The sequence below is a fragment of the Synechococcus sp. CBW1002 genome (genome assembly GCF_015840915.1).
GTDB lineage: Bacteria > Cyanobacteriota > Cyanobacteriia > PCC-6307 > Cyanobiaceae > CBW1002.
The window spans coordinates 1,495,244-1,517,097 of the sequence record NZ_CP060398.1 but is presented as its reverse complement, the minus strand read 5'-3'; the positions used below and the strand labels follow the sequence as shown (position 1 = coordinate 1,517,097).

The window sequence follows — 21,854 nt, the reverse complement described above, 5'->3', positions numbered from 1 at the left end:
TCCAGCCCAGATGCGAGGTCAACGGGAGCGCAGCGGCTCCCTGTTCTCCTACGTGTCGATTGAGGATCGGATCCCGGCCGGCCATCCGCTGCGGCGGATCCGCAAGCTGGCCGATCAGGCCCTCGATCGCCTCAATCCCACCTTCTGTGATCTGTACGCCGCAGAAGGCCGGCCATCAGTGCCGCCGGAGCAACTGCTGCTGGCCTCGTTGCTGCAGGCGTTCTACGGCATCCGCTCGGAGCGGTTGCTGCTCGAGCAGCTCCACTACAACCTGCTGTTCCGCTGGTTTGTGGGGCTGAGCCCAGATGATCCGATCTGGCATCCCACCACATTCACAAAAAACCGGGAGCGGCTGCTGAACGAGCAGGTGATGGGGAAGTTCCTGGAGAAGCTGATGGGTGCTCCGGAGGTCAAGCCGCTGCTCAGTGACGAGCACTTCTCCGTCGATGGCACCTTGCTGCAGGCCTGGGCCTCCCATGCCTCACTGGAGCGGATCGATGGGCAGGACGATCCGCCGCCACCGCCGTCAGGCCCTGGCGAGGGTTTTGGCGCTCCAAAGCCCGGCAAGAAGCGAGCGAAAGGGGATTTCCGCGGCATCAAGCTCAGCAACAAGACCCATCGCTCCAGCGTCGATCCAGACGCGCTGCTGTGCCGGAAGTCCAAGGCCCACCCCGCACTCCCCAGCTACCGGGGGCACGTGCTCATGGACAACCGCCATGCCCTGATCGTCGACTGCCGCGTCACACAAGCGACGGGCACCGGGGAGAGGGATGCCGCCAAAGCGATGGCGGCTGCCGTCCCCGGTGCCCACCAGAAGACCATCGGCGCCGACAAGAACTACGACACCAAGGGCTTTGTCGCCGAGATGCGCCGCATCGCCGTGACACCGCATGTCGCTCAGAACACCAGCCGCCCTGGTGGTTCCGCCATCGATGGGCGCACCACCCGCCACGTGGGCTACGCCAAGTCGATCCATGCCCGCCGCGGCATCGAGAAGGTGTTTGGCTGGATCAAACAGTGGGGAGGTCTGCGCCAGTTCAAGCTGCGCGGCACCGAGAAGGTGAGTGCGGTGTTCGGCCTGAATGTGATCGCCTACAACCTGATCCGCCTGGGCAACCTGCTCAAACCGGCGATGGCGGCGGCGTGACCAGCGGGTTGCCCAGAGGTGTGGTCAGGCGGCCGCGCTCAGAGAGCCCCAATGCGGCAAAACACACCAAAAGGGGAGCTCTGAGCCGCTGAAACCCTGAAAACCAGCCCGATAGGAGCTCCGGCCCAGGTCTCAGGAGGGAAAAACGCGACTTCTCAGGCGGTTTTTCCGCAAACTCCTAGGCTTGTCCACCAGCACTGGTGGTGGCTCAAAGCTCAGCGCTCCTGCCGCAGCCCTCTCGATCGAGGACTGGTCCGAGCTGATCGAAGCCTTTCGCGACTACAAGCTGATCAGCGGTGAGATCAAGGGCTCGACCTGGGAACGGGTCTATCGCCACCACATGAAGCACGTGCTGGGAGCCATGGCGATGCCCGCTCCACCGCAGAACGCCAAGCAGTTGCTTGAGGGGCTGGCAAAGATCTGGGCGGACAAACCGGGAGGCCGCACCCGCCAGATCCAGATGCAATGCACCACTGCCCTGCTGCGCTGGGCCCGTGAGGAGGAGCGGCTGGGCGAGGAATGGGATCCCCCGCAGAATCTTGCGACCTATGTGGGGCGCTCCAGGACCCCACAAGCCATCACAACACCCCTGCAGGTGGAGGACATCCTGGCTCTGGTGGATGCACTCCCTGATCCTCGCTGGCGTTTTGACTTCCAGTTGATGGCGGCCTACGGATTGCGCCCTGAGGAACTGCACCACCTTCAGCTCCGTGATGGCCGCCTCTGGTGCACCTATGAAAAGGTGGCCTCACGCGGCAAGACCAAGCCCCGCACCCCGCGCCCTGAGGCTGCTGCCCTGTGATGACTGGGCTACCCAGTGGCAACTCGCCGAGCAGTACGCCCCCGACCGGCTTCCACCCATGCGAGTGGGCTTCGCAGGAAACGACATCAGGCAGTATCTGCACCGACGCCCTCTCTGGAACAAGCTCCGTCAGGACTACGAGGCCAAGGGCGAGAAACTCCTTCCTTACTCCTGCCGTCACGGCTACGCCCACCGGGCGCACGTGATCTGCGACCTGCCACCCAAGGTCGTGGCCGCGGCGATGGGCCACAGCGTGCAGACCCACCTGGCGGCTTACAGCCGCTGGTGCGGAGATGACGTGGTCGATGACGCCTTCGCCAAGGCGGAGCAGCGTTTTCTGGCGGCATGAGGATCACTGCCTCCGCCTTCTCGAACGCCTGGGCCCAGTCCGGCCCAGCCCCTGAGGGTTGCTCAGGGCCCCATACCGCGATTCAGACTGGACCGAAGAGCTGAGCTGGGTTGTCCATGGCGCATCGCGTGTTGACCGAGATCGCCGTGAGCATCTCGGCGCACAAGAAGAACCCCATGGCCACCGTGGCAGCGGGAGATGGGATGGCCGTGGCTGTGCTCAACCGCAACGAACCAGCGTTCTACTGCGGGACTCCTGAAAAAGATTCTCGGCCCATCGGCGCCGGATTCGTCCGTTTGCTTCGCGTTAATCAGGCTGGCAAGCGCGGTGACATCAAGTCGGCCAGATCTCAAAAGCATGGCTTGCAGATGCCCTCAGGCGCTCTGATCGCTGACCAGGCCATAAAAAAGCTGTAGATCCACCCAAAAAGAAGGACAAAAAAGAGGCGCAGCAGCCTCAAGACCTTTTCCGCGCACATCACGACAAAGGCCATCGAGATGGAGGATTCGGCACCAGCTGGTAGACGAGCCATGATCAGATCCAGGGAATACTTGCGCTTTCCAGAGCCAAAGACGCCTTCCACTTCATTGCGTCGAGCTTGATCAGATCGGAGCTGGTGCTTGTGTGCAGTGGTGACATCAGGATCCTTGGGCGGGCGACCCAATCGCTTGCCGGAGAGGCGAATACCGTTCCTCGTGCAGAAATGCCTATTCTTGGCCGTGATATAAATCCGGTCGGCGCAGATTCGCTCTGGGTAAGATCCTGTATCCAGCTTGTATTTTTCCGCCTGAGCGATAAGGTCTTCTCCTTCGTTGTAGGGGTTCCAGCTTATGCGGTGCAAGAACGGAAAGCCGTTTTGAACCGAAACACTGATTTTGGCTCCAAACTCCACCGCAGCACGTGCTTTGCCTCGCACCATTGGGCGGATATGGGTCTGCACAAGATTCACCAGGCGGTCTGGAATGCTGTTGGTCTGAGAGGCGAGCAGAAGGCCCTGTTGCCGCTCCAACTCGCTGCAGGCCAACAACTTCTGCCACCAATGCCTCTTAAGCTCGGAAAGCCTTGCCCCGCAGCCGATCAGAGCATCAATGGCCTTGAGATTCTGCCGCACATAGCCAAGCTGATGTTTAATGGCAGCCTTCACTTTGCGGCGACGTGGTCGTTTTTGCTTCGCCACTCTCAGGAAATGAGCACGAGCAAGGCCACGGTCGTAGCGAGGTCGATGTCTCCTGAATCCCGATGACTGACTGCACAGATCATCAATGACTCGCTCGGTCGTTGTGCGAGCCTCGTTGAGGAGCTTGAGGTCTCTGGGATAGGTGATGTCGGCTGGAGTGCAACTGGCATCAATCGTGAGAGTGCCCCAATTCTTTCCTTCTGGCCAGTCAGCAGGCTTGATCAACGCATCAAGTTCTAGCTGAGCGCCTCCTCCACTGGAATCACGATCATCATGGTCGTCATCGTCTGCTGCCTGAGCAAGTGCTTCCAGAAGGATCTCTTTGCCGCGCTGCACCACCAGCTCGTTGATACGGCGCAGATCCTCGTCAGAAAAACGCTTGCGAAAGTGCACCATCATCGAGGCATCAAACGGTGCCTTAGCTGTGTAGCCCGCAAAGCCGAGAAAGAACTGAATATAGGCGTTCTCTCTGATCTGATGGACTGTCTCTTCGTCGGTGAGCCCTAACTTCTGTTTGATGTAGAGAGCACCAAAGGCCATTCTCACTGATTTGGCTGGAGCGCCAATTGTGGCGCTGAATTGAGGGGCATAGGTTTCTTCCAGCTCATCCCATGGGATCAGCCCCTCCAGTTGAACCCAGCGATTCTCGGGATCAAGTGTGCCGCCAAATGGCAGGTGGAACTCCTTGATTGAGATCTGACCGTTATTGTGCCTCCGGTACATATGGAACGATCAGGAGTAAAGGCAATCACGGATTGCCTGATTCACGGCCACTTTAGCGGTTTCTCATGCTTGAGACCAGCTGCGGCGCAATGGATCTGGATTGTTCAGGAGTCCCTACTGCGTGCCGGCCAAGACCTACGAGGAACTGATGGACCTGGTGGAAGAGCTGAAGCTGAATCGCCTCGCTGATGCTCGCCTGGCGGATGGGCACGAGCCGGTGCAGGTCAGCCTTGATGCCCTCTGACGTCGGCTTTCCTCTGCAGGCCCTGCCTCGGATTGTTGGCTTACTCCAGTGCCGGCCTCATCCCGAGGGCAGTCGCGGCTTGCTGCATCCGACTATCGAAGCTGGCCAGATGGGTGCAACGGCTGTGCAGCGCCACCGCCAGATGCAAGGCGTCACCCGGGCGCAGGCCGAGCCCCGGATCCTGGAGCAGATCCGCTGCCTGGCGAAAGCGGTCGCGATCGAGGGAGCGAAGTTCCACACCGCCCTGCAGCAGGCGCTCGAACTGCTCCCCAGCGGCCTGGCGTACTTCAGAACTGAGGCCGTGATGGCGCTGCTTGATCCCCAGGGCGCTGTGGGTCTCGGTGATCAGCCAGTCGCTGCTGATCAGGAAGTCGCGGGATTCCGCAAACCAGTCGAGCGCTTGGGCACTGCGTTCTTCCGGGGTCAGCAGAGCCACCACCACGCTGGTGTCGAGATAGATCATCGAGGGCTCAGCGTCACCAGCGTTCACCGCCGCGGCATTCCTCGATCACCGAAGGGGTGAGAGGCATGGTGGCCTGAAGCTGGCGCAGATCAGCGGCCAGGACAGAGCGATCCAGCTTGCGCAGAGGCTCCAGGCTCAGTCGGCCATCAGGGCCAACCACGATCTCGATCTGATCGCCTTCCCGCAGGCCGGCCTGACGCAGGCAATCCGTGGGGAGCCGAACGGCCAGGCTGTTGCCCCAGCGGCGGATCGCCTGCTGGAAGTGCCTACCTGGATCCGGGGAAGAGCCCTGAGGCCCGGAAGAAGTCACAGAATCCCCTCGCTGTAGATACACAGCTCTACATCTGGTGGGTGCTTCCGTTGATGCAGTGGCTCATCGCAGAGGCCGGCCCGCCGAGCCACGGCACAGCTGAGCGGCAGATCGACATCCGCCAGACGATGGAGGGCCATGGCGTAATTCTCAACGACGGAACGGGCGTGTTGCAGTTTTCCCAGCCTGCACTTGGTCGCGATCTCCCAGGCGAAGGCGGTGCTGACGACGAGCGTGTTGTCACTGTCCTCCAGGGAGTTGCGCAACTCCAAGGAGAGCTTCTGAGGCTCCAACAGAGCCCAGAGCAGCACATGGGTGTCGAGCAGCAGCTTCATGAGCCCCAGCGCTCCAGCTCGTCGTCGGGCAGGGGGCCCGAGAACGCCTCATCCACGCTTCCCTGCAGGAATCCGAGTTGCCGGCGCGGGCTGGGATCGAGGGGCACCAGCTGGGCGATGGGCTTGCCATGACGGGCCAGAACGATGCGCTCACCGGCCGCGACCCTGGCAGCAAGTGCTCGAGGGACTGGCGAAGATCTGGGCAGACAAACCCGGGGGACGCACCCGCCAGATCCAGAGGCCCAAGGCCAGCAGCAACTGCTCCGGCGTCTCCGAGGGCCATCCCTCGTAGGTATACAACTGGCAGAAGGTGGAAATATGCCGATCAAGGGCTTGATCAGCCAGCATGCAAATCAGCCACAGCGGATGACTGGCCGAGATCCGCCATGCTCGGGGTACCGCGTGTTATCAGGAAGGCCTCCAGCCAGGAGACTGAAGCACCCACTAGAGGCTACTGACAACCTGATTGGCAAGAAGCAAGTGTGAAGCCTCCTACCCGGCATGTGAACACAAAACCTGGGAAAACACAAAGTAGACTCATAACTTCATCAAGCATATCTTGGAAATGATGACAGAAAACCGTCGCCCAACATCGTGACGGCTCCATCGTTAGAGGCACCATGCCATTAGCGAGCCGCACAATTTCCGGGCTCCCGATCAAACCCTTCGGTTCATGGAGCTGCATAGGGAAAGTCTGCTCCCTCAGCCAGCCAAAGCGGCTGATACTCTCTCTCGTAGATGCACCATGGCTGGGCTCGGTTGAACGCTTCTGCTGTGGTCTGAGTCAACACCCAATAGCAGAACTGTGCCGCCACATCACTTGGAATCAGGTTGATGCGGTTGCCTCGAAAGAAGGGAGCGAGGGGGAACTCTTCAGGATCCGGATCGCGCAGGCTAGCCTGCATGCCAGTGTCCACCTCACCAGGAATCAACTCAGCCACCACGATCCCCGGACCCAGATCATGCCGCAGGCTTTCTGTGACTGCATGCAGCGCCTGCTTACTCATGCAGTAGGCACCCAGACCCGGCAAGGTGGACTGCGCTGATCGACTGGACAAGTTGAGAATCCGGCCGCCTGAAGACATCAGAGGCGCAATAGCGGCAGCCAACTGCGCCGGAGCCACGGCCATAAGGCAGAGCGCCCGCAGCAAATCAGACGCGGACTGGCGTACAAGAGCTCCAAGCGGCTCAACAACTCCTGCTCCATTCACAAGAGCCGCCACCGGTCGGCCATCAAGAGCGAGATTCAGCTGCTCTACAGCAGCGCCAAGCCCTGCCTCGTGGCTGAGGTCCACGCCCAGTGGAATGAGATTCTCGGCATCGGCGCAAGGCTGTCGCGAGAGCGCAACCACCCCCCGTCCGGAGCCAAGGAAAAGCTTAACGAGCTCATGACCGATTCCACGGCTGCCGCCGGTCAGCACAACAATTCCCTCCGGTAGCTGCTTGGGATGATTCAAACGCATCACTGCCAGGAATAAAATTGAGTGTATCGGGAATCTGGAGGAACTTAGTGCTCTGTCTCAGCAGGTTGTTCAGCTGACACAGGGGGGGGGGTGAGGCCGCAAGCGCAGCAGAGGCGCCTGATCACACCGGTTAAACAGGGGCCCACAAGAAGTCCATAGAAATTACATCAAGCCAGCGTATTAATTGCCCTGGCCAGAATCACAATAAACACGACAATCATAGCAATGCCATGCGCAATTTGGAGTAGCTTGATTGACCGTCCCACCAGCAGATGCCCCTCTGGAGGCCCAAAGCAATTGCTTCTCAAGATGGCGAAATAGGCGTAGTCCACGAAGCCCGGCTGCCACCGATCCGACTGCGATAGCTCGCGCTCCAGAGTTTCCTCTGGAAACACGATTCCGTAAGGCATGCTGAGTGTCCCTGACTCAGCATGCCGCTGCTCCCAAAGCAGACCGCGACGACGCGGCAGATTATCGACGAACCAGTACCAGAACAGAAAAATGAGGCAGATGCTCAAATAGAGCATCAACGAATCCATCAGCAACGTATAGGAAGACAGATTGACCCGATAGATCGCCAGATTCTCGGAAAGCAGATTAGCAACAGCCATTCCGGAGGCCAACTGCACCATCCGGCCCAGCTGACGCCTGGCAAGAGCAGCTCCCCGGCGCCAGACTGGGAGCACACGCAGCAGCACTAGACCACAGAACGCCAGAAAAAAGGCTGAAAACACCATCAACAGGCTGCGCTGGATGAGCAGCAGCAACCAGTGGCTATTGTCTTGAACCCGCAGCACATGCTCGATGATGCGCAGCCGCAGCCCCAGGTTGAGGACCACCGCCACCAACAGGGAGATCAGATACGGCAAAGATGAATGAAAGCTAGCGCGCACCCGGACATTAAACGCACCCACCATCCGGCACGGACACCGCTGAATGAGTCAAGTCTAGTTGACTGATCGCGATGCGGCCGCGGTAGTGCATGATCTCAGTTGGCTTCTGCTCAGCCGCCCGGATCTCAACGTCTCAGAACGCGTACCTCTCGGGTCGACAGCCAACCGAATGGCGTCGTCGGCGGCTACATGGACTTTGTCGAAGCCGACGCCATACCTACGCAGCTGACAGCAGACGAATTCTCGGCAAGACTTGCCAAGATGAACACCGTAAATTTTAAGATTGCCGCAATGCATATCCTTTAGGCGTTACAACCACAATCCTGTGCTCTCATCAAAGCAAAACAATGTCACCCGCGAAGCAAGTAGATTCACAACTGGATTACGATCCTTCGCAAGAATGTGCCGACATCCTGATAATGACTGGCCTGCATGAAGAGCTAAAGTGGCTCCAGAGAATATTCGGAGTTGAGTTTACACGCCAAGCACGTCACGGGACATCCTACATGGTCTGCGATGTGAAGCGAGCCCTGCGAAAGGTAAGGATTGTTGCACTCCGTCAGCAAGAAAAAGGGCTGACCAGCGCGGCCATCACCGCCACCAAGGCTATGTGCATTTGGAAGCCGAGATTGGCTTTGATGACCGGCATCTGTGCTGGCGTCAGAGGATCCGTGAATCTGGGAGATCTGGTCATAGTCAGCCAATGTTTTGAGCACTCCAGTGGCCAGCTCAGGGATGGGGAACTGATTCCGGTGCAGAATCGCATCTCAACACCGCCATGGGTTCTTGATTTTCTGACGTCGGTCACGGATACTCACGTTCTGCAGGAGCAGATTCCGGTAGACTTTGGCCACCCGATGCCATCTGATTCGAAACCAATCATTCATTATGGTTCGATGGCTTGCGGCCCACAGGTGATCAAAGACAAATCCTATATCGACCAGCTTAAATGCAAGGAGCATTCTCTGCTGGCCATCGACATGGAGTCTTATGGTCTTGCACTCGCCGCCTCGATGTGTAGCACGTATTCACGCTCCATTATTCCACTGGTCGTAAAAGGCGTCTGCGATTTCGCTGATTCAGAAAAAAAGATGACTGGCATGATTATTGCTCTTATGCCAGCGCTGCGTTTGTGCGTGCTTTGCTAGAACAAGCCATGGGTCGCGATAAGGTCTATAATTGGATTAAAGGTGCTCCTGATCATGAGTAATCAGCAATCCGTCGACACCCTCATTTCAGGTGGCATCGTCGTCACCATGGATATTCATCGACGCGTCATTGCCGATGGGGCCGTGGCCATTAAGGCAGGCAGAATCGTTGCCGTCGGGGAGCGTGCATCCGTCGAAGCGAGCTGCAGCCCCCAGCAGCGCATCGATGCCATCGGGCGCGCCGTCATTCCAGGGCTGATCAATGGCCATGCCCATCTGCCGATGACTCTGTTCCGTGGCCTGGCGGATGACCAGGACCTCGACGACTGGCTGCAACACACGATCTTCCCTGCCGAAGCGATGAACGTGGATGAAGCCTTCGTGCGCTGCGGCACACGCCTCGGACTCGCTGAGCTGATTCGCGGCGGTATCACCACCGTCTGCGACATGTATTACTACGAAATGGCCGTAGCCGAGGAGGTGGCAGCCGCCGGGCTGCGCGGTCTGCTTGGGCAAGCTCTGATTGACTTCCCAGCTCCCGACGCCGCCGACCATGCCACGGCGCTCAACACCATCCATCGCTTCGTGGAGCGCTGGCAGGGTCATGCCCTGATCACTCCGGCGATCGCCCCGCATGCCCCCTACACCGTGGGAGATGAGCATCTGATCGAGGCTCACCGATTCGCCCTTGAACGCGATTGCCCGCTGATCATTCACCTGGCGGAAAGCCGCCATGAGGTTTCAGAGAGCCTGCGGCTCAAGGGGGCCAGACCCGTGGAACATCTGGCGCGCCTCGGGGTGCTCAGCGAGCACATGGTGGCGGCTCATGTCGTCTGGGCAGAAGCCCATGAACTCGATATGCTGGCCCACCATGGCGTCGGCGTGGTGCATAACCCTCAGTCGAACATGAAGCTCGCCTCCGGTGTAGCACCGCTACCGCAGATGCTGTCGCGGGATATGGCGGTTGGACTAGGCACTGATGGCTCGGCCTCCAATAATGATCTTAGCCTCTGGGAGGAAATTGACACGGCAGCCAAGCTGCACAAGTTGATCACGGCTGATCCCAAGGTGGTCTCCGCACAGCAAGCGTTTGAGCTCGCTACGATCCGCGGGGCGAGAGCCCTGCATCTGGAAGCCCAGATCGGCTCTCTGGAAGTGGGCAAGCGGGCGGATGTCGTTGTGCTGGAAATGGAAGCGATCGACCAGGTTCCTCTAAGTAGTATCTATTCGGCTCTGGTCTATGCCACCAAGGCCAATGATGTCTGCGATTTATTAGTGAATGGCCGTGTGTTGATGCGTGATCGCCAGTTAATCACCATCGACGAAGCACAGGTCAGAAATGCTAGCCTTGTTCTTAGACATCAGATCATCGAACGGCTTCAAGCCGTTGCTTGACTGCCCTCTCACAGCCTGTTGATCCTGAAAGTCACTTAGGCGGCCTGAGCCGCCTTATTGCTTCCTTGGCCGGCGATCACATTGGAGCCTTTAATGAATCGAAGGGGTTGCTTCTGAATCAAGCCGTGAAGACTCGCTTCCTAGGTGTTACCAATCGGCTGGAGCCATCGCTGGGGGTGAAAGGTTTGGCCTAAGATCGACACAAAAAGCCAATCTATTCAGGATGTGGGTATCCGCCAAAGACCCACATCGACAAGCGGCAAGAGAATGAAGAGGAAGTGTGCTGGGGAGAACTGCCCGTCTTGTACCCATCGAGCTCATCGAAGCCATCGGCTGGATCGTCCTGCTCGTAGGGCACGAACTCAAACACCTGAACGACGCGTAGCTGGAAGGTCATGCCACAGCCTTTCTCTCCGTCCCAACCGTAGATGTTGAATATGACGACCACGTTGGAGCCGTTGCCGATGGCCGCGCCATCCAAGTGCTGCTTTTTCTGATCGACGATGCGGGGACCCTCGGACAGGGAGCCATGGCGCCGCTGAAACTGAGGCACCTTGACTCGAGACGAACGGTGATCTCGCTCGGCTTCTCCTTGTCGGGCTTCCAGGGGAAGCCCAAGTTTCATTGCCGAGATGCAGAGTGGCCCGAAGAGCTGGGCTGGTTGAAGACGTGGAGCTGAATCGCCTCGCTGATGCTCGCCTGGCGGACGGGCAAGAGCCGTTGCAGGTCAGTCTTGCTGCCCTCTGACTTCGAGTTTCCTCTGGAGGCTCCGCTTCGTATTGTTGATTTACTCCAGTGCTGACATCATCCCGAGGGCAGCTGCAGCCTGCTGCATCCAGCTATCGAAGCTGGGCAGATGGGTGCAGCGGCTGCGCGAGGCCACCGACTGATGAAAGCGGTCGCGATCGAGGGAGCGAAGTTCCACACCGCCCTGCAGCAGGCGCTCGAACTGCTCCCCAGCGGCCTGGCGTACTTCAGAACTGAGGCCGTGATGGCGCTGCTTGATCCCCAGGGCGCTGTGGGTCTCGGTGATCAGCCAGTCGCTGCTGATCAGGAAGTCGCGGGATTCCGCAAACCAGTCGAGCGCTTGGGCACTGCGTTCTTCCGGGGTCAGCAGAGCCACCACCACGCTGGTGTCGAGATAGATCATCGAGGGCTCAGCGTCACCAGCGTTCACCGCCGCGGCATTCCTCGATCACCGAAGGGGTGAGAGGCATGGTGGCCTGAAGCTGGCGCAGATCAGCGGCCAGGACAGAGCGATCCAGCTTGCGCAGAGGCTCCAGGCTCAGGCGGCCATCAGCTCCAACGACGATGTCGATCTGATCGCCTTCCTGCAGTCCGGCCTGACGCAGGCAATCGGCCGGGAGCCTGACCGCCAGGCTGTTCCCCCAGCGGCGGATCGCCTGCGGGAAGTGCTGGCCAGCATCAGCTGAGCGATCCTGAGGCCTGGACTGTGTCAAGGAGCATCTGCGGCCGATCACGGCCGCCTGTAGAGACATGACTCTACGTCCGACTTGTGGCATTCTGGGCTGTAGATGCCGCCGGCTCCAGCCGGTGATCCTGGCTTCCACGTTCTCGAGTTGCCACTGCAGGGGCCCCCGGCCTTGGGTGCAGCCGCAGCTGGCGGAGTGTTTCGCGGCTTATGCCCAGGGCAGCGCATGCCTCGGCGGTCGTCACCCAGACCCGGTGACGACCAGACGGGGTGGGGTCGTCTGGTTCTCCATCAGCCCAGCTCCCGCACCACGTCGACAACGGCCGGGTTCCAGAGGATCTGCTAGCCGCTATGTCCATGCCGCCAGGTGCCAGGGCTGACTGAGCCCAGGATCCCCGCGAGCAAATTGCGTAGATCCTCCAACCGCTACAACATCAAATGTCGTGCCTCCGGGTACTGCCTCGTCTACGAGGTGCGTGAGCACGAGCTGCTGGTGCTGGTTGTGGCGGTTGGCAAGCGGGAGCGTAATGCTGTCTACCGACAAACTGCCCAGCGCTGAGGCCCTGCCTCATGGCCGACTCGATGCACCCCGAGCCGGATCAGCTGCGCCGGGAGAACGCCCGCTTGATTGGGCTTCTGGAGGCCCACGGCATCGCCTGGCGATCCGGCGGCCCTGCCCCAACGGAACCCGCGCCGATTTCGCAGGCAGCACCTGCCAACGGCCCCAGTTCCACGCGGGAGAAGGTGGCGCTGTTCCGGCGCCTGTTCCGCGGTCGCGACGACGTGCATGCCCTGCGCTGGCAGAGCAACAGCAGCGGGCGCTCGGGGTATGGGCCGGCCTGTGCGAATGAATGGAAGCCGGGGATCTGCGAGAAGCCTCGTGTGGCGTGCCGCGACTGCAGCCACCGGGAGCTATTGCCGCTCAGCGATGCGGCGATCTACGGCCATCTGGCCGGAGACCACACCATCGGCCTCTACCCCCTGCTGGAGAACGACCACTGCCACCTGCTGGCCGTCGACTTTGACGAGCAGGACTGGCGTGATGACGCCCGGGCCTTTCTGGGCTCCTGCCGGCAGCTGGGCGTGCCAGCGGCCCTGGAGATCTCCCGTTCCGGAGAGGGCGCCCACGTGTGGGTGTTCTTCGAGGAGGCGGTACCGGCCCGAGAGGCCCGTCAACTCGGGGCAGCCCTGATCAGCCACACCTGCGCTGCGTCATATCAATTGCAGCTGAGCTCCTACGACCGGCTCTTCCCCAATCAGGACAGCATGCCCAAGGGGGGCTTCGGCAACCTGATCGCCCTGCCGCTGCAGAAGGAAGCCCGGCAGCGGGGTTGCAGCGTGTTCGTGAATGACGACCTGCATCCCTATCCCGATCAGTGGGCCTATCTGGCAACCCTGCAGAGGTTGCCTGTGGCGGGGCTGCAGACCTTGATCCAGAGCGCCACGTGCGGTGCCCATCCTCTCGATCTGGCGTTCATCGACGAGGAGGACATGGCGACTCCATGGAAGGCAGCGGTGCCGCTTTCGCGGCTCAGGGGACCGCTGCCCACCTCCCTCACGCTCACCCTGGCTGATCGCCTCTATGTGGAGCGCTTGGGCCTACCGCAGCCACTACTCAATCGCCTGATTCGCCTCGCCGCCTTCGCCAACCCGGCCTTCTTCAAGGCCCAGGCGATGCGACTGTCGGTGTGGGACAAACCGCGGGTGATCGGCTGCGCCGAGAACTTTCCTCAGCACATTGCCCTGCCTCGGGGCTGCCTGGAACCCGTGCAGACCCTGCTGCAGGAGCAGGGGATCAGCTGGGAGCTGGTGGATGAACGTCAGAACGGCTCACCGCTGGAGATGGCGTTCACGGGCCAGCTGCGCGCTGACCAGGAGGCCGCCGTCGAAGCGATGCTGCGCCATGACATCGGCGTGCTGCAGGCACCGACGGCCTTCGGGAAAACGGTGGTGGCGGCAGCGATCCTGGCCCGGCGGGGTGTGAACACCCTGGTGCTGGTGCATCGGGCGGATCTGCTGCGCCAATGGCAGGAGCGGCTCCACACCTTTCTGGATGTCGCTCCCGAGGCGATCGGTTGCATCGGTGGAGGCAAAGCCAAGCCCACCGGCCAACTCGACATCGCCGTGATGCAGTCGCTGGTGCGCAAGGGCGAGGTGAATCCCTTGGTGCAGAGCTACGGGCAGGTGATTGTCGACGAATGCCACCACATCGCGGCGGCGTCCTTTGAGGCCATCCTGCGCCAGGTGAAGGCCCGCTACGTGCTGGGGCTGTCGGCCACCCTGGTGCGCCGCGACGGTCTGCAGCCGATCCTGTTCATGCAGTGCGGCCCCATTCGCCACACCGCCCAGCGGCCTGCCGGAGCGCCCCAGACCCTGGAACTGGTGAGCCGCACCCATCAGCTCGAGGGGCTGCCAACCGATCTGCCGATCCAGGAGCTGATGCGCCGATTAGCGGAGGACCCACGCCGCACCGAGCGGATCGTGGAGGAGGCTCTCGCCTGCTGGGGTGACGGCCGCAATCTGTTGCTCCTGAGCGAGCGCACCGATCACATCACGACGATCGCCGCCGCTCTGGCTGACAGGGTGGCAAACCTGTTCCTGTTGCATGGGCGGCTGAGCGCACGCCAGCGCAGCGCCACCCTGGCCGCGCTGGAAGCGTTACCTCCTGATGCACCCCGCATCGTGCTGGCCACCGGCCGTCTGGTGGGTGAAGGTTTCGACCATCCGCCGCTCAACACGCTGCTGCTGGCCATGCCCGTGTCGTGGCAGGGCACATTGCAGCAATACGCCGGCCGCCTGCATCGGCAGCAGGCTGGCAAAACCAGCGTGCGCATCATCGACTGGCTTGATCTCGGCCATCCGGTACCGCAACGGATGTGGGAGCGGCGGCTGCGGGGCTATCGGGCCATGGGCTATGCGCTGCGTGCAGATCAGCTATCAATGGCAATCACCTCATCGAAAGCTTCTCACGGACCTTCTCACATCCAAGCCTGAGGGCTTGCGAGACTCACCGCAGCGCAGGCAGTTCGGCCAATCCATCGAGAAGCTTCCCAAGCTGAACGTCGCCGGTTCGAGTCCGGTCACCCGCTTACCAGTTCAGGCCTGAAAATTTGTTGTTCCTCAATCGATCATCTCGATTGGCACTCGCTGGCAGCACGCCAGAAGCTGACTGTGAATGACAGGTAATAGCCGCGATTGGTTCAACCTTCTCACAGGGCTTCTCACCTCCGGGTCGTTTCATGGCCTGATTTGACCGTCCTTGATCGCCCCGGGTTGTCGCCGTGGATCGACCGAACCTGAGACCTGACTGGCGACCCAAGATGCGGTTCTGACCCGGACTGACCCTGTGATGGCCCACCGCGTACTCACCGAGACAGCGGTGAGCATCTCGGAACACAAGAAAAACCCCATGGCCACCGTGGCGGCAGGAGAGGGAATGGCCGTCGCGGTGCTCAACCGCAACGAGCCGGCCTTCTACTGCGTGCCGGCCAGGGCTTACGAAGAACTGATGGATCTGGTGGACGACCTGGAGCTGGGCCGCATCGCCGATGCCCGGCTGACGGACGGCCAGGAGCCTGTGCGGGTCAGCCTCGATGCTCTTTGAGCTGGCCTTTCACCCGGAAGCCCTTCGGGAGTGGCGGAAGCTGACGCCAGGAATCCGGGAGCAGTTCATGAACAAGTTGGCCGGGCGGCTGACTGAGCCCAGGATCCCCGCGAGCAAATTGCGTGGATCCTCCAACCGCTACAAGATCAAGTTGCGGGCCGCCGGGTACCGTCTGGTCTACGAGGTGCGTGACCATGAGCTCCTCGTCCTTGTCGTGGCGGTGGGCAAGCGGGAGCACAATGTTGTCGACCAGCGTGCCGATCAGCGCTGAAGCCGACCGACGGACCCGGCCGCGCGCATCACGCCGTGCATGACAGAATGGATGACAGATCATCTGTTCATGTTGCATGCCGGCCTTCAGTCTTCGGCTCCCCCAGGACCTGGAGCGCAGACTGGGCGAGGAAGCCCTCCACTGCGGCCAGCCCCGCTCGGAGCTGATCCGCGAGGCACTGGAGGAGCTGCTGCGCCGCCGGGAGCAGCAGCGCTTCATGGCCGGGCTCGTCGCCGCCGCCGAAGCGCTGGTGAGGGATCCTTCAGCCCGCGCTGAAAGCCTGGATGTGGCGGCAGATTTCCTGCCGGCCGACTGCGAGGCTCTGGCGTTGGCGGAGGAGACGACCTCCCGGGAGCTGACCGGCCAACCGAGCCCCCAACCGTGGTGGCGCTGATGCGTCGGGGTGAGATCTGGGTGGCGCGTCTGAATCCCAACCAGGGCGCGGAGGTGGGAAAGCTGCGTCCCGTCGTGATCCTTCAGGCCGATCCGATCACCCAGGCCGGCCTGGCCACGGTGATCGTGGTGCCGCTCACCACCCAGGACCGGCCTGGCACCCGGGCGCTGCGGGTCCCGATCCGTGCCCGCGACCGCCTGCTCTGCGACTCCTTCGCCATGGCGGATCAGCTCCGCTCCCTGGATCGCTCCCGCCTTGGCGACGGCCCCCTCACCACCCTCGGCGGGGACGAACTGGCGGAGCTGGAGCGAGCGCTACTGGGGGTGCTGGGCATTGGGTTCGCCTGAGTGAGCGCATGCCGTGGCTGACTCCAGTCCCTCCGAGCTGAACCAGCTGCGCCGGGAGAACGCCTTCTTGATTGGGCTTCTGGAGGCCCACGGCATCGCCTGGCGATCCGGCGGCCCTGACCCAACGGAACCCGCGCCGATTTCGCAGGCAGCACCTGCCAACGGCCCCAGTTCTACGCAGGAGAAGGTGGCGCTGTTCCGGCGCCTGTTCCGCGGTCGCGACGACGTGCATGCCCTGCGCTGGCAGAGCAACAGCAGCGGGCGCTCGGGGTATGGGCCGGCCTGTGCGAATGAATGGAAGCCGGGGATCTGCGAGAAGCCTCGTGTGGCGTGCCGCGACTGCAGCCACCGGGAGCTATTGCCGCTCAGCGATGCGGCGATCTACGGCCATCTGGCCGGAGACCACACCATCGGCCTCTACCCCCTGCTGGAGAACGACCACTGCCACCTGCTGGCCGTCGACTTTGACGAGCAGGACTGGCGTGATGACGCCCGGGCCTTTCTGGGCTCCTGCCGGCAGCTGGGCGTGCCAGCGGCCCTGGAGATCTCCCGTTCCGGAGAGGGCGCCCACGTGTGGGTGTTCTTCGAGGAGGCGGTACCGGCCCGAGAGGCCCGTCAACTCGGGGCAGCCCTGATCAGCCACACCTGCGCTGCGTCATATCAATTGCAGCTGAGCTCCTACGACCGGCTCTTCCCCAATCAGGACAGCATGCCCAAGGGGGGCTTCGGCAACCTGATCGCCCTGCCGCTGCAGAAGGAAGCCCGGCAGCGGGGTTGCAGCGTGTTCGTGAATGACGACCTGCATCCCTATCCCGATCAGTGGGCCTATCTGGCAACCCTGCAGAGGTTGCCTGTGGCGGGGCTGCAGACCTTGATCCAGAGCGCCACGTGCGGTGCCCATCCTCTCGATCTGGCGTTCATCGACGAGGAGGACATGGCGACTCCATGGAAGGCAGCGGTGCCGCTTTCGCGGCTCAGGGGACCGCTGCCCACCTCCCTCACGCTCACCCTGGCTGATCGCCTCTATGTGGAGCGCTTGGGCCTACCGCAGCCACTACTCAATCGCCTGATTCGCCTCGCCGCCTTCGCCAACCCGGCCTTCTTCAAGGCCCAGGCGATGCGACTGTCGGTGTGGGACAAACCGCGGGTGATCGGCTGCGCCGAGAACTTTCCTCAGCACATTGCCCTGCCTCGGGGCTGCCTGGAACCCGTGCAGACCCTGCTGCAGGAGCAGGGGATCAGCTGGGAGCTGGTGGATGAACGTCAGAACGGCTCACCGCTGGAGATGGCGTTCACGGGCCAGCTGCGCGCTGACCAGGAGGCCGCCGTCGAAGCGATGCTGCGCCATGACATCGGCGTGCTGCAGGCACCGACGGCCTTCGGGAAAACGGTGGTGGCGGCAGCGATCCTGGCCCGGCGGGGTGTGAACACCCTGGTGCTGGTGCATCGGGCGGATCTGCTGCGCCAATGGCAGGAGCGGCTCCACACCTTTCTGGATGTCGCTCCCGAGGCGATCGGTTGCATCGGTGGAGGCAAAGCCAAGCCCACCGGCCAACTCGACATCGCCGTGATGCAGTCGCTGGTGCGCAAGGGCGAGGTGAATCCCTTGGTGCAGAGCTACGGGCAGGTGATTGTCGACGAATGCCACCACATCGCGGCGGCGTCCTTTGAGGCCATCCTGCGCCAGGTGAAGGCCCGCTACGTGCTGGGGCTGTCGGCCACCCTGGTGCGCCGCGACGGTCTGCAGCCGATCCTGTTCATGCAGTGCGGCCCCATTCGCCACACCGCCCAGCGGCCTGCCGGAGCGCCCCAGACCCTGGAACTGGTGAGCCGCACCCATCAGCTCGAGGGGCTGCCAACCGATCTGCCGATCCAGGAGCTGATGCGCCGCTTGGCGGAAGACCCACGCCGCACCGAGCGGATCGTGGAGGAGGCTCTCGCCTGCTGGGGTGACGGCCACCGTTTGTTGCTCCTGAGCGAGCGCACCGATCACATCACGACGATCGCCACCGCTCTGGCTGGGGAGGTGCCGAACCTATTCCTTTTGCATGGCCGGCTGAGTGCACGCCAGCGCAGCACCACCCTTGCCGCGCTGGAGGCGTTGCCTCTCAACGAACCCCGCATCGTCCTGGCCACAGGCCGTCTGGTGGGAGAAGGATTCGACCATCCGCCACTCAACACTCTGCTGCTGGCGATGCCCGTGTCCTGGAAAGGCACACTGCAGCAATACGCCGGCCGCCTGCATCGGCAACAGAGCGGCAAGACAAGCGTGCGAATCATCGACTGGGTCGATCTCGGCCATCCGATCACGCAACGGATGTGGGAGCGACGGCTGCGGGGCTATCGGGCCATGGGCTACGCGCTGCTTGCAGATCAGCTATCGATGGCAGGCGTCTGAGCGAAAGCTTCTCACAGACCTTCTCACGTCCAAGCCTGAAGGCATAGGAGACCCACAGCGGCGCAAGCGGTTCGGCCGATCAATCGAGAAGCTTCCCAAGCTGAACGTCGCCGGTTCGAGTCCGGTCACCCGCTTTTAGTCAAGAACTGAAAAGCGCCGAAGATCAAGCGTGCGGCCTCTCTCCCATCGGCTGGCAGGAGTCCAGTCGGAGCTTGGCAATGACCGGCAGTGCCAAGGGGTGACATCGACCTTCTCACAAAGCTTCTCTCGCGACTGCGCCATTGATTGGTCAGGCATTCATCTGCGCGGGGTGAACTCATGGTCCGCCCAGCACTGGATCGTCCGGAATCACGACTGGGCGGAGGTTGCCAACTGAATTCGGCCCAACATCATGCCCGGAGGTGATCAGGGCAAGCCGCTTCAGCATCAACGACCGATCGCCTGACGCTGCAATAACAGGGAAAAAATGTCCCAGGACGGTCTCCAGAATCGCTGGAGATCAGCCGGGCGCCACCCATTCGATCCAGACCCGCCTAGCGACCTGTCCAGAGACCTGACTGGAGACCTAGAATGTGGTGCATTGCCTTCCTGCTCCGCTGATGGTCCACCGCGTTCTCGCTGAGACAGCAGTAAGCATCTCGGAGCACAAGAAAAACCCCATGGCCACCGTGGCAGCCGGAGAGGGGATGGCCGTCGCAGTGCTGAACCGCAACGAGCCGGCCTTCTACTGCGTGCCGGCCAGGGCCTACGAAGAGCTGATGGATCTGGTGGACGACCTGGAGCTGGGTCGCCTCGCCGATGCCCGGCTGACGGACGGCCAGGAGCCGGTGCGGGTCAGCCTCGATGCCCTTTGAACTGGCGTTTCATCCCGAGGATCTGCGTGAATGGCGACAGCTGAGCGCGGGGATTCGCGAGCAGTTCAAAAAGAAGCTGGCTGAGCGGCTGGTTGTCCCGCGAATTCCCGCCAGCAAGCTGCGGGACTCCAGTGATCGGTACAAGATCAAGCTCCGCTCCGCCGGCTTCCGCCTGGTCTACGAGGTGCGTGACCACGAGGTGCTGGTGCTGGTTGTGGCGGTGGGCAAGCGGGAGCGCAATGCTGTCTACCGCCAGGCCGATCAGCGCTGAAGCCCTATGGCTGGCTCCATGCCCTCTGATCTGGATCAGCTGCGCCGGGAGAACGCTCGCTTGATTGAGCTGCTGGAGGCCCACGGCATCGCCTGGAGATCCGGCGGACCTGCCCCAACAGAACCCGTGCCGATTTTGGAGGCAGCACCTGCCAACGGTCCCGGTTCCACGCAGGAGAAGGTGGCGCTGTTCCGGCGCCTGTTCCGCGGTCGCGACGACGTGCATGCCCTGCGCTGGAAGAGCAACAGCAGCGGGCGCTCGGGCTATGCACCGGCCTGCGCCAATGAGTGGCGGCCAGGCATCTGCGAGAAGCCACGGATCTCCTGCCGCGACTGCAACCACCGCGAGCTGCTGCCCCTGAGCGATGCAGCGATCTACGGCCATCTGGCCGGAGACCACACCATCGGCCTCTACCCCCTGCTGGACAACGACCATTGCCACCTGCTGGCCGTCGACTTTGACGAGCAGGACTGGCGTGACGACGCCCGGGCCTTTCTGCGCTCGTGCCGGGAGCTGGCGGTGCCGGCAGCGCTGGAGACTCGCCAGCCGGGGGCGGCCCTGATCAGCCACACCTGCAATGCCACGCGTCAGCTGTAGTTGAGCTCCTACGACCGGTTGTTCCCCAACCAGGACACCCTGCCGAAAGGCGGCTTCGGCAACCTGATCGCCCTGCCGCTGCAGAAGGATCCCAGGCAGCGGGGCTGCAGACCGTGATTCAGACCGCCACCAGCGGCGCCCATCCGCTCGATCTCAGCTTCATCGACGAGGAGGACCTGGCGACCCGTCAACCAGGTTGTCGCCGGATAGCCTTGGCAAACCCGGCCTTTTACAAGGCCCAGGCGATGCAGCTCTCGGCGTGGACAAGCCGCGGGTGATCGGCTGTGCGGAGAACTTTCCCCAGCACACACCGGGCCAGACTCAAGGGCAGAGGCAGGACGATCCCATGGCATGGGCCAACCGAACGGGCAGTTTGATCGCCGCTTTCGCACTGTTCTCAGGACTGGCTGGGTGGGCGCAACCGCTCACCACGCCGCAGCAGAAGGAGACGCTGCAGCAGGAGACCCTGCAGCAATCCATCCAGCGGCGCCAGGCCTTCCCCTTCCGTCCCGACTGCAACGGCAACACCCAGGAGATGGCAGCCTGTCTCTGGCAGGAGCGGGACCAGGCCGATCAACGTCTGTTGCCCCTGCTGGGCGGCAGCCTGCCGCTGGAGCGCTGGAGAAGCGTCCGCCATTCAGTGTGTGAGCGCTCGGCCCAGCGGAGTCAGGGGGGCAGCATCCTGCCGATCCTCTGGCTCACGTGTGAAAACGAGCTCAACGCATCCCTGCTCCAACAGCTGACCACCCCCCTCGGCCGCTGATACCGGCCCCGGTTCTTGCCTCCACCACCTGCGCGTACGCAACACCATGGATGAAGCCAGCCTGCGAGCCCTGTTCACCAAGCCCTACGGCACACCAGCCCCGGCAGAAGATCAATGGCGCGCCCTCTATGACGATGATGTGCACTTTCAGGACCCCACCCAGGAGCGCCAGGGGATCGCGTCGTATATCGAGGCTCAGCAGGGTCTGGTGAAACGCTGCGATGACGTTTACCTCACAGCAGGGGCGATCGCGATTCAGGGCAAGACCGCGTTCATCGAATGGGAGATGGGCCTGATGATCAAGGGCATCGAATTCATCTATCCCGGCACAACCCGCCTGTACCTGAACGACGCCGGCAAGATCATCGACCACCGTGACTACTTCGACTTCGTGGGGCCGACCTTTGCGCCGGTGCCTGTGGTGGGCGGCTTCGTCCGCTGGCTGTACCAACGCTTCGTCGACTGAGGGTGGCG

28 protein-coding genes are annotated in these 21,854 nt (G+C 62.0%); 19 read left to right on the top strand and 9 right to left on the bottom strand.

The window, feature by feature from the left end:
• Positions 1 to 10: 10 nt before the first annotated feature.
• The 4 genes from H8F24_RS07210 to H8F24_RS07195 all read left to right on the top strand — a co-directional run bounded on the left by H8F24_RS07210 (position 11) and on the right by H8F24_RS07195 (position 2,714).
• Entirely contained in the window at positions 11 to 1,147 is a 1,137-nt protein-coding gene (locus H8F24_RS07210) for an IS5 family transposase (protein ID WP_197171572.1), read from the top strand.
• Positions 1,148 to 1,331: 184 nt separating this feature from the next.
• Complete coding sequence (locus H8F24_RS07205) at positions 1,332 to 1,949, top strand: hypothetical protein (RefSeq protein WP_197157455.1); 618 nt, start codon at positions 1,332 to 1,334, stop codon at positions 1,947 to 1,949.
• 58 nt (positions 1,950 to 2,007) lie between these two features.
• Positions 2,008 to 2,298 carry a hypothetical protein gene (locus tag H8F24_RS07200; RefSeq protein WP_197171571.1) on the top strand — a complete coding sequence of 97 codons (291 nt, stop codon included), beginning with the start codon at positions 2,008 to 2,010 and terminating at the stop codon, positions 2,296 to 2,298.
• 116 nt (positions 2,299 to 2,414) lie between these two features.
• Positions 2,415 to 2,714: a hypothetical protein gene (locus H8F24_RS07195; RefSeq protein ID WP_197171570.1), complete on the top strand. Its 300-nt coding sequence runs from the start codon at positions 2,415 to 2,417 to the stop codon at positions 2,712 to 2,714.
• On the opposite strand, the gene H8F24_RS07190 is transcribed toward H8F24_RS07195, so the two are convergent.
• Positions 2,648 to 4,198, bottom strand: a complete 1,551-nt coding sequence (locus tag H8F24_RS07190) for an IS5 family transposase (protein WP_197155761.1) — start codon at positions 4,196 to 4,198, stop codon at positions 2,648 to 2,650. The two genes, H8F24_RS07195 and H8F24_RS07190, sit on opposite strands and share 67 nt — an antisense overlap.
• A 100-nt stretch (positions 4,199 to 4,298) precedes the next feature.
• Between H8F24_RS07190 and H8F24_RS07185 the strand changes: the two genes are divergently transcribed.
• Positions 4,299 to 4,442, top strand: coding sequence for a hypothetical protein (locus H8F24_RS07185; protein ID WP_197171568.1), 144 nt, complete (start codon positions 4,299 to 4,301; stop codon positions 4,440 to 4,442).
• Between the two features lie 40 nt (positions 4,443 to 4,482).
• Here the strand turns inward: H8F24_RS07185 and H8F24_RS07180 are convergent, their stop codons facing one another.
• From H8F24_RS07180 to H8F24_RS07155, 5 genes are all read right to left on the bottom strand, one after another.
• Positions 4,483 to 4,905 carry a type II toxin-antitoxin system VapC family toxin gene (locus H8F24_RS07180; RefSeq protein ID WP_197157450.1) on the bottom strand — a complete coding sequence of 141 codons (423 nt, stop codon included), beginning with the start codon at positions 4,903 to 4,905 and terminating at the stop codon, positions 4,483 to 4,485.
• Between the two features lie 13 nt (positions 4,906 to 4,918).
• Positions 4,919 to 5,215, bottom strand: a complete 297-nt coding sequence (locus H8F24_RS07175; RefSeq protein WP_197157448.1) for an AbrB/MazE/SpoVT family DNA-binding domain-containing protein — start codon at positions 5,213 to 5,215, stop codon at positions 4,919 to 4,921.
• A complete protein-coding gene (locus H8F24_RS07170) occupies positions 5,212 to 5,550 on the bottom strand; it encodes a type II toxin-antitoxin system VapC family toxin (protein ID WP_197157447.1) in 339 nt (112 codons plus the stop codon). Before H8F24_RS07170 ends, H8F24_RS07175 begins: the two co-directional genes overlap by 4 nt.
• Positions 5,551 to 6,221: 671 nt before the next feature.
• Complete coding sequence (locus H8F24_RS07160) at positions 6,222 to 7,007, bottom strand: SDR family oxidoreductase (protein ID WP_197157445.1); 786 nt, start codon at positions 7,005 to 7,007, stop codon at positions 6,222 to 6,224.
• A gap of 173 nt (positions 7,008 to 7,180) precedes the next feature.
• The gene (locus tag H8F24_RS07155; protein WP_197171566.1) at positions 7,181 to 7,930 is read right to left on the bottom strand and encodes a hypothetical protein; all 750 of its coding nucleotides are present in this window, start codon (positions 7,928 to 7,930) and stop codon (positions 7,181 to 7,183) included.
• A 323-nt stretch (positions 7,931 to 8,253) separates the two neighbouring features.
• Between H8F24_RS07155 and H8F24_RS07150 the strand changes: the two genes are divergently transcribed.
• Both H8F24_RS07150 and H8F24_RS07145 read left to right on the top strand, forming a co-directional pair.
• Complete coding sequence (locus H8F24_RS07150; protein WP_197157441.1) at positions 8,254 to 9,054, top strand: hypothetical protein; 801 nt, start codon at positions 8,254 to 8,256, stop codon at positions 9,052 to 9,054.
• A 54-nt stretch (positions 9,055 to 9,108) separates the two neighbouring features.
• Positions 9,109 to 10,449, top strand: a complete 1,341-nt coding sequence (locus H8F24_RS07145; protein ID WP_197157439.1) for an amidohydrolase family protein — start codon at positions 9,109 to 9,111, stop codon at positions 10,447 to 10,449.
• Positions 10,450 to 10,663: 214 nt separating this feature from the next.
• On the opposite strand, the gene H8F24_RS07140 is transcribed toward H8F24_RS07145, so the two are convergent.
• From H8F24_RS07140 to H8F24_RS07130, 3 genes are all read right to left on the bottom strand, one after another.
• Complete coding sequence (locus tag H8F24_RS07140; RefSeq protein ID WP_197157437.1) at positions 10,664 to 11,074, bottom strand: hypothetical protein; 411 nt, start codon at positions 11,072 to 11,074, stop codon at positions 10,664 to 10,666.
• Between the two features lie 162 nt (positions 11,075 to 11,236).
• Positions 11,237 to 11,599 carry a type II toxin-antitoxin system VapC family toxin gene (locus H8F24_RS07135; RefSeq protein WP_197157435.1) on the bottom strand — a complete coding sequence of 121 codons (363 nt, stop codon included), beginning with the start codon at positions 11,597 to 11,599 and terminating at the stop codon, positions 11,237 to 11,239.
• Positions 11,600 to 11,612: 13 nt separating this feature from the next.
• Positions 11,613 to 11,909, bottom strand: coding sequence for an AbrB/MazE/SpoVT family DNA-binding domain-containing protein (locus H8F24_RS07130; protein WP_231594931.1), 297 nt, complete (start codon positions 11,907 to 11,909; stop codon positions 11,613 to 11,615).
• Between the two features lie 542 nt (positions 11,910 to 12,451).
• Between H8F24_RS07130 and H8F24_RS07120 the strand changes: the two genes are divergently transcribed.
• The 12 genes from H8F24_RS07120 (at position 12,452) to H8F24_RS07065 (ending at position 21,846) form a co-directional block, all read left to right on the top strand.
• Complete coding sequence (locus tag H8F24_RS07120) at positions 12,452 to 14,875, top strand: DEAD/DEAH box helicase family protein (RefSeq protein ID WP_231598166.1); 2,424 nt, start codon at positions 12,452 to 12,454, stop codon at positions 14,873 to 14,875.
• A gap of 355 nt (positions 14,876 to 15,230) precedes the next feature.
• A complete protein-coding gene (locus H8F24_RS07115; RefSeq protein WP_197157429.1) occupies positions 15,231 to 15,485 on the top strand; it encodes a type II toxin-antitoxin system Phd/YefM family antitoxin in 255 nt (84 codons plus the stop codon).
• Positions 15,475 to 15,756 (top strand): type II toxin-antitoxin system RelE/ParE family toxin, encoded by a 282-nt coding sequence (locus H8F24_RS07110; protein WP_197171564.1) that lies wholly within the window; start codon positions 15,475 to 15,477, stop codon positions 15,754 to 15,756. The genes H8F24_RS07115 and H8F24_RS07110 overlap by 11 nt, the downstream gene beginning before the upstream one ends.
• Positions 15,757 to 15,832: 76 nt before the next feature.
• Entirely contained in the window at positions 15,833 to 16,150 is a 318-nt protein-coding gene (locus H8F24_RS07105) for a ribbon-helix-helix protein, CopG family (protein WP_197157425.1), read from the top strand.
• Positions 16,150 to 16,497, top strand: coding sequence for a type II toxin-antitoxin system PemK/MazF family toxin (locus H8F24_RS07100; protein WP_197157423.1), 348 nt, complete (start codon positions 16,150 to 16,152; stop codon positions 16,495 to 16,497). Before H8F24_RS07105 ends, H8F24_RS07100 begins: the two co-directional genes overlap by 1 nt.
• A gap of 13 nt (positions 16,498 to 16,510) precedes the next feature.
• A complete protein-coding gene (locus H8F24_RS07095) occupies positions 16,511 to 18,895 on the top strand; it encodes a DEAD/DEAH box helicase family protein (RefSeq protein ID WP_231598165.1) in 2,385 nt (794 codons plus the stop codon).
• A 599-nt stretch (positions 18,896 to 19,494) separates the two neighbouring features.
• Complete coding sequence (locus tag H8F24_RS07090) at positions 19,495 to 19,749, top strand: type II toxin-antitoxin system Phd/YefM family antitoxin (RefSeq protein WP_197157421.1); 255 nt, start codon at positions 19,495 to 19,497, stop codon at positions 19,747 to 19,749.
• Entirely contained in the window at positions 19,739 to 20,020 is a 282-nt protein-coding gene (locus tag H8F24_RS07085; RefSeq protein ID WP_197157419.1) for a type II toxin-antitoxin system RelE/ParE family toxin, read from the top strand. Before H8F24_RS07090 ends, H8F24_RS07085 begins: the two co-directional genes overlap by 11 nt.
• An 18-nt stretch (positions 20,021 to 20,038) precedes the next feature.
• Entirely contained in the window at positions 20,039 to 20,617 is a 579-nt protein-coding gene (locus H8F24_RS07080; protein ID WP_197171562.1) for a hypothetical protein, read from the top strand.
• Between the two features lie 113 nt (positions 20,618 to 20,730).
• A complete protein-coding gene (locus H8F24_RS07075; protein ID WP_197157415.1) occupies positions 20,731 to 20,895 on the top strand; it encodes a hypothetical protein in 165 nt (54 codons plus the stop codon).
• A 68-nt stretch (positions 20,896 to 20,963) separates the two neighbouring features.
• Positions 20,964 to 21,380 carry a lysozyme inhibitor LprI family protein gene (locus H8F24_RS07070; protein ID WP_197157413.1) on the top strand — a complete coding sequence of 139 codons (417 nt, stop codon included), beginning with the start codon at positions 20,964 to 20,966 and terminating at the stop codon, positions 21,378 to 21,380.
• A 46-nt stretch (positions 21,381 to 21,426) separates the two neighbouring features.
• Positions 21,427 to 21,846, top strand: a complete 420-nt coding sequence (locus tag H8F24_RS07065) for a nuclear transport factor 2 family protein (RefSeq protein WP_197157412.1) — start codon at positions 21,427 to 21,429, stop codon at positions 21,844 to 21,846.
• The last annotated feature ends 8 nt before the right edge of the window (positions 21,847 to 21,854 follow it).

Coding starts and splice junctions, on each gene's coding strand:
- H8F24_RS07100 (WP_197157423.1), top strand. CDS start 16,150: ATGCGTCGGGGTGAGATCTGGGTGGCGCGTCTGAATCCCAACCAGGGC.
- H8F24_RS07195 (WP_197171570.1), top strand. CDS start 2,415: ATGGCGCATCGCGTGTTGACCGAGATCGCCGTGAGCATCTCGGCGCAC.
- H8F24_RS07110 (WP_197171564.1), top strand. CDS start 15,475: ATGCTCTTTGAGCTGGCCTTTCACCCGGAAGCCCTTCGGGAGTGGCGG.
- H8F24_RS07085 (WP_197157419.1), top strand. CDS start 19,739: ATGCCCTTTGAACTGGCGTTTCATCCCGAGGATCTGCGTGAATGGCGA.
- H8F24_RS07150 (WP_197157441.1), top strand. CDS start 8,254: ATGTCACCCGCGAAGCAAGTAGATTCACAACTGGATTACGATCCTTCG.
- H8F24_RS07155 (WP_197171566.1), bottom strand. CDS start 7,930: ATGGTGGGTGCGTTTAATGTCCGGGTGCGCGCTAGCTTTCATTCATCT.
- H8F24_RS07145 (WP_197157439.1), top strand. CDS start 9,109: ATGAGTAATCAGCAATCCGTCGACACCCTCATTTCAGGTGGCATCGTC.
- H8F24_RS07105 (WP_197157425.1), top strand. CDS start 15,833: ATGCCGGCCTTCAGTCTTCGGCTCCCCCAGGACCTGGAGCGCAGACTG.
- H8F24_RS07135 (WP_197157435.1), bottom strand. CDS start 11,599: ATGATCTATCTCGACACCAGCGTGGTGGTGGCTCTGCTGACCCCGGAA.
- H8F24_RS07210 (WP_197171572.1), top strand. CDS start 11: ATGCGAGGTCAACGGGAGCGCAGCGGCTCCCTGTTCTCCTACGTGTCG.
- H8F24_RS07080 (WP_197171562.1), top strand. CDS start 20,039: ATGCCCTCTGATCTGGATCAGCTGCGCCGGGAGAACGCTCGCTTGATT.
- H8F24_RS07170 (WP_197157447.1), bottom strand. CDS start 5,550: ATGAAGCTGCTGCTCGACACCCATGTGCTGCTCTGGGCTCTGTTGGAG.
- H8F24_RS07190 (WP_197155761.1), bottom strand. CDS start 4,198: ATGTACCGGAGGCACAATAACGGTCAGATCTCAATCAAGGAGTTCCAC.
- H8F24_RS07065 (WP_197157412.1), top strand. CDS start 21,427: ATGGATGAAGCCAGCCTGCGAGCCCTGTTCACCAAGCCCTACGGCACA.
- H8F24_RS07070 (WP_197157413.1), top strand. CDS start 20,964: ATGGCATGGGCCAACCGAACGGGCAGTTTGATCGCCGCTTTCGCACTG.
- H8F24_RS07200 (WP_197171571.1), top strand. CDS start 2,008: ATGCGAGTGGGCTTCGCAGGAAACGACATCAGGCAGTATCTGCACCGA.
- H8F24_RS07180 (WP_197157450.1), bottom strand. CDS start 4,905: ATGATCTATCTCGACACCAGCGTGGTGGTGGCTCTGCTGACCCCGGAA.
- H8F24_RS07120 (WP_231598166.1), top strand. CDS start 12,452: ATGGCCGACTCGATGCACCCCGAGCCGGATCAGCTGCGCCGGGAGAAC.
- H8F24_RS07090 (WP_197157421.1), top strand. CDS start 19,495: ATGGTCCACCGCGTTCTCGCTGAGACAGCAGTAAGCATCTCGGAGCAC.
- H8F24_RS07140 (WP_197157437.1), bottom strand. CDS start 11,074: ATGAAACTTGGGCTTCCCCTGGAAGCCCGACAAGGAGAAGCCGAGCGA.
- H8F24_RS07115 (WP_197157429.1), top strand. CDS start 15,231: ATGGCCCACCGCGTACTCACCGAGACAGCGGTGAGCATCTCGGAACAC.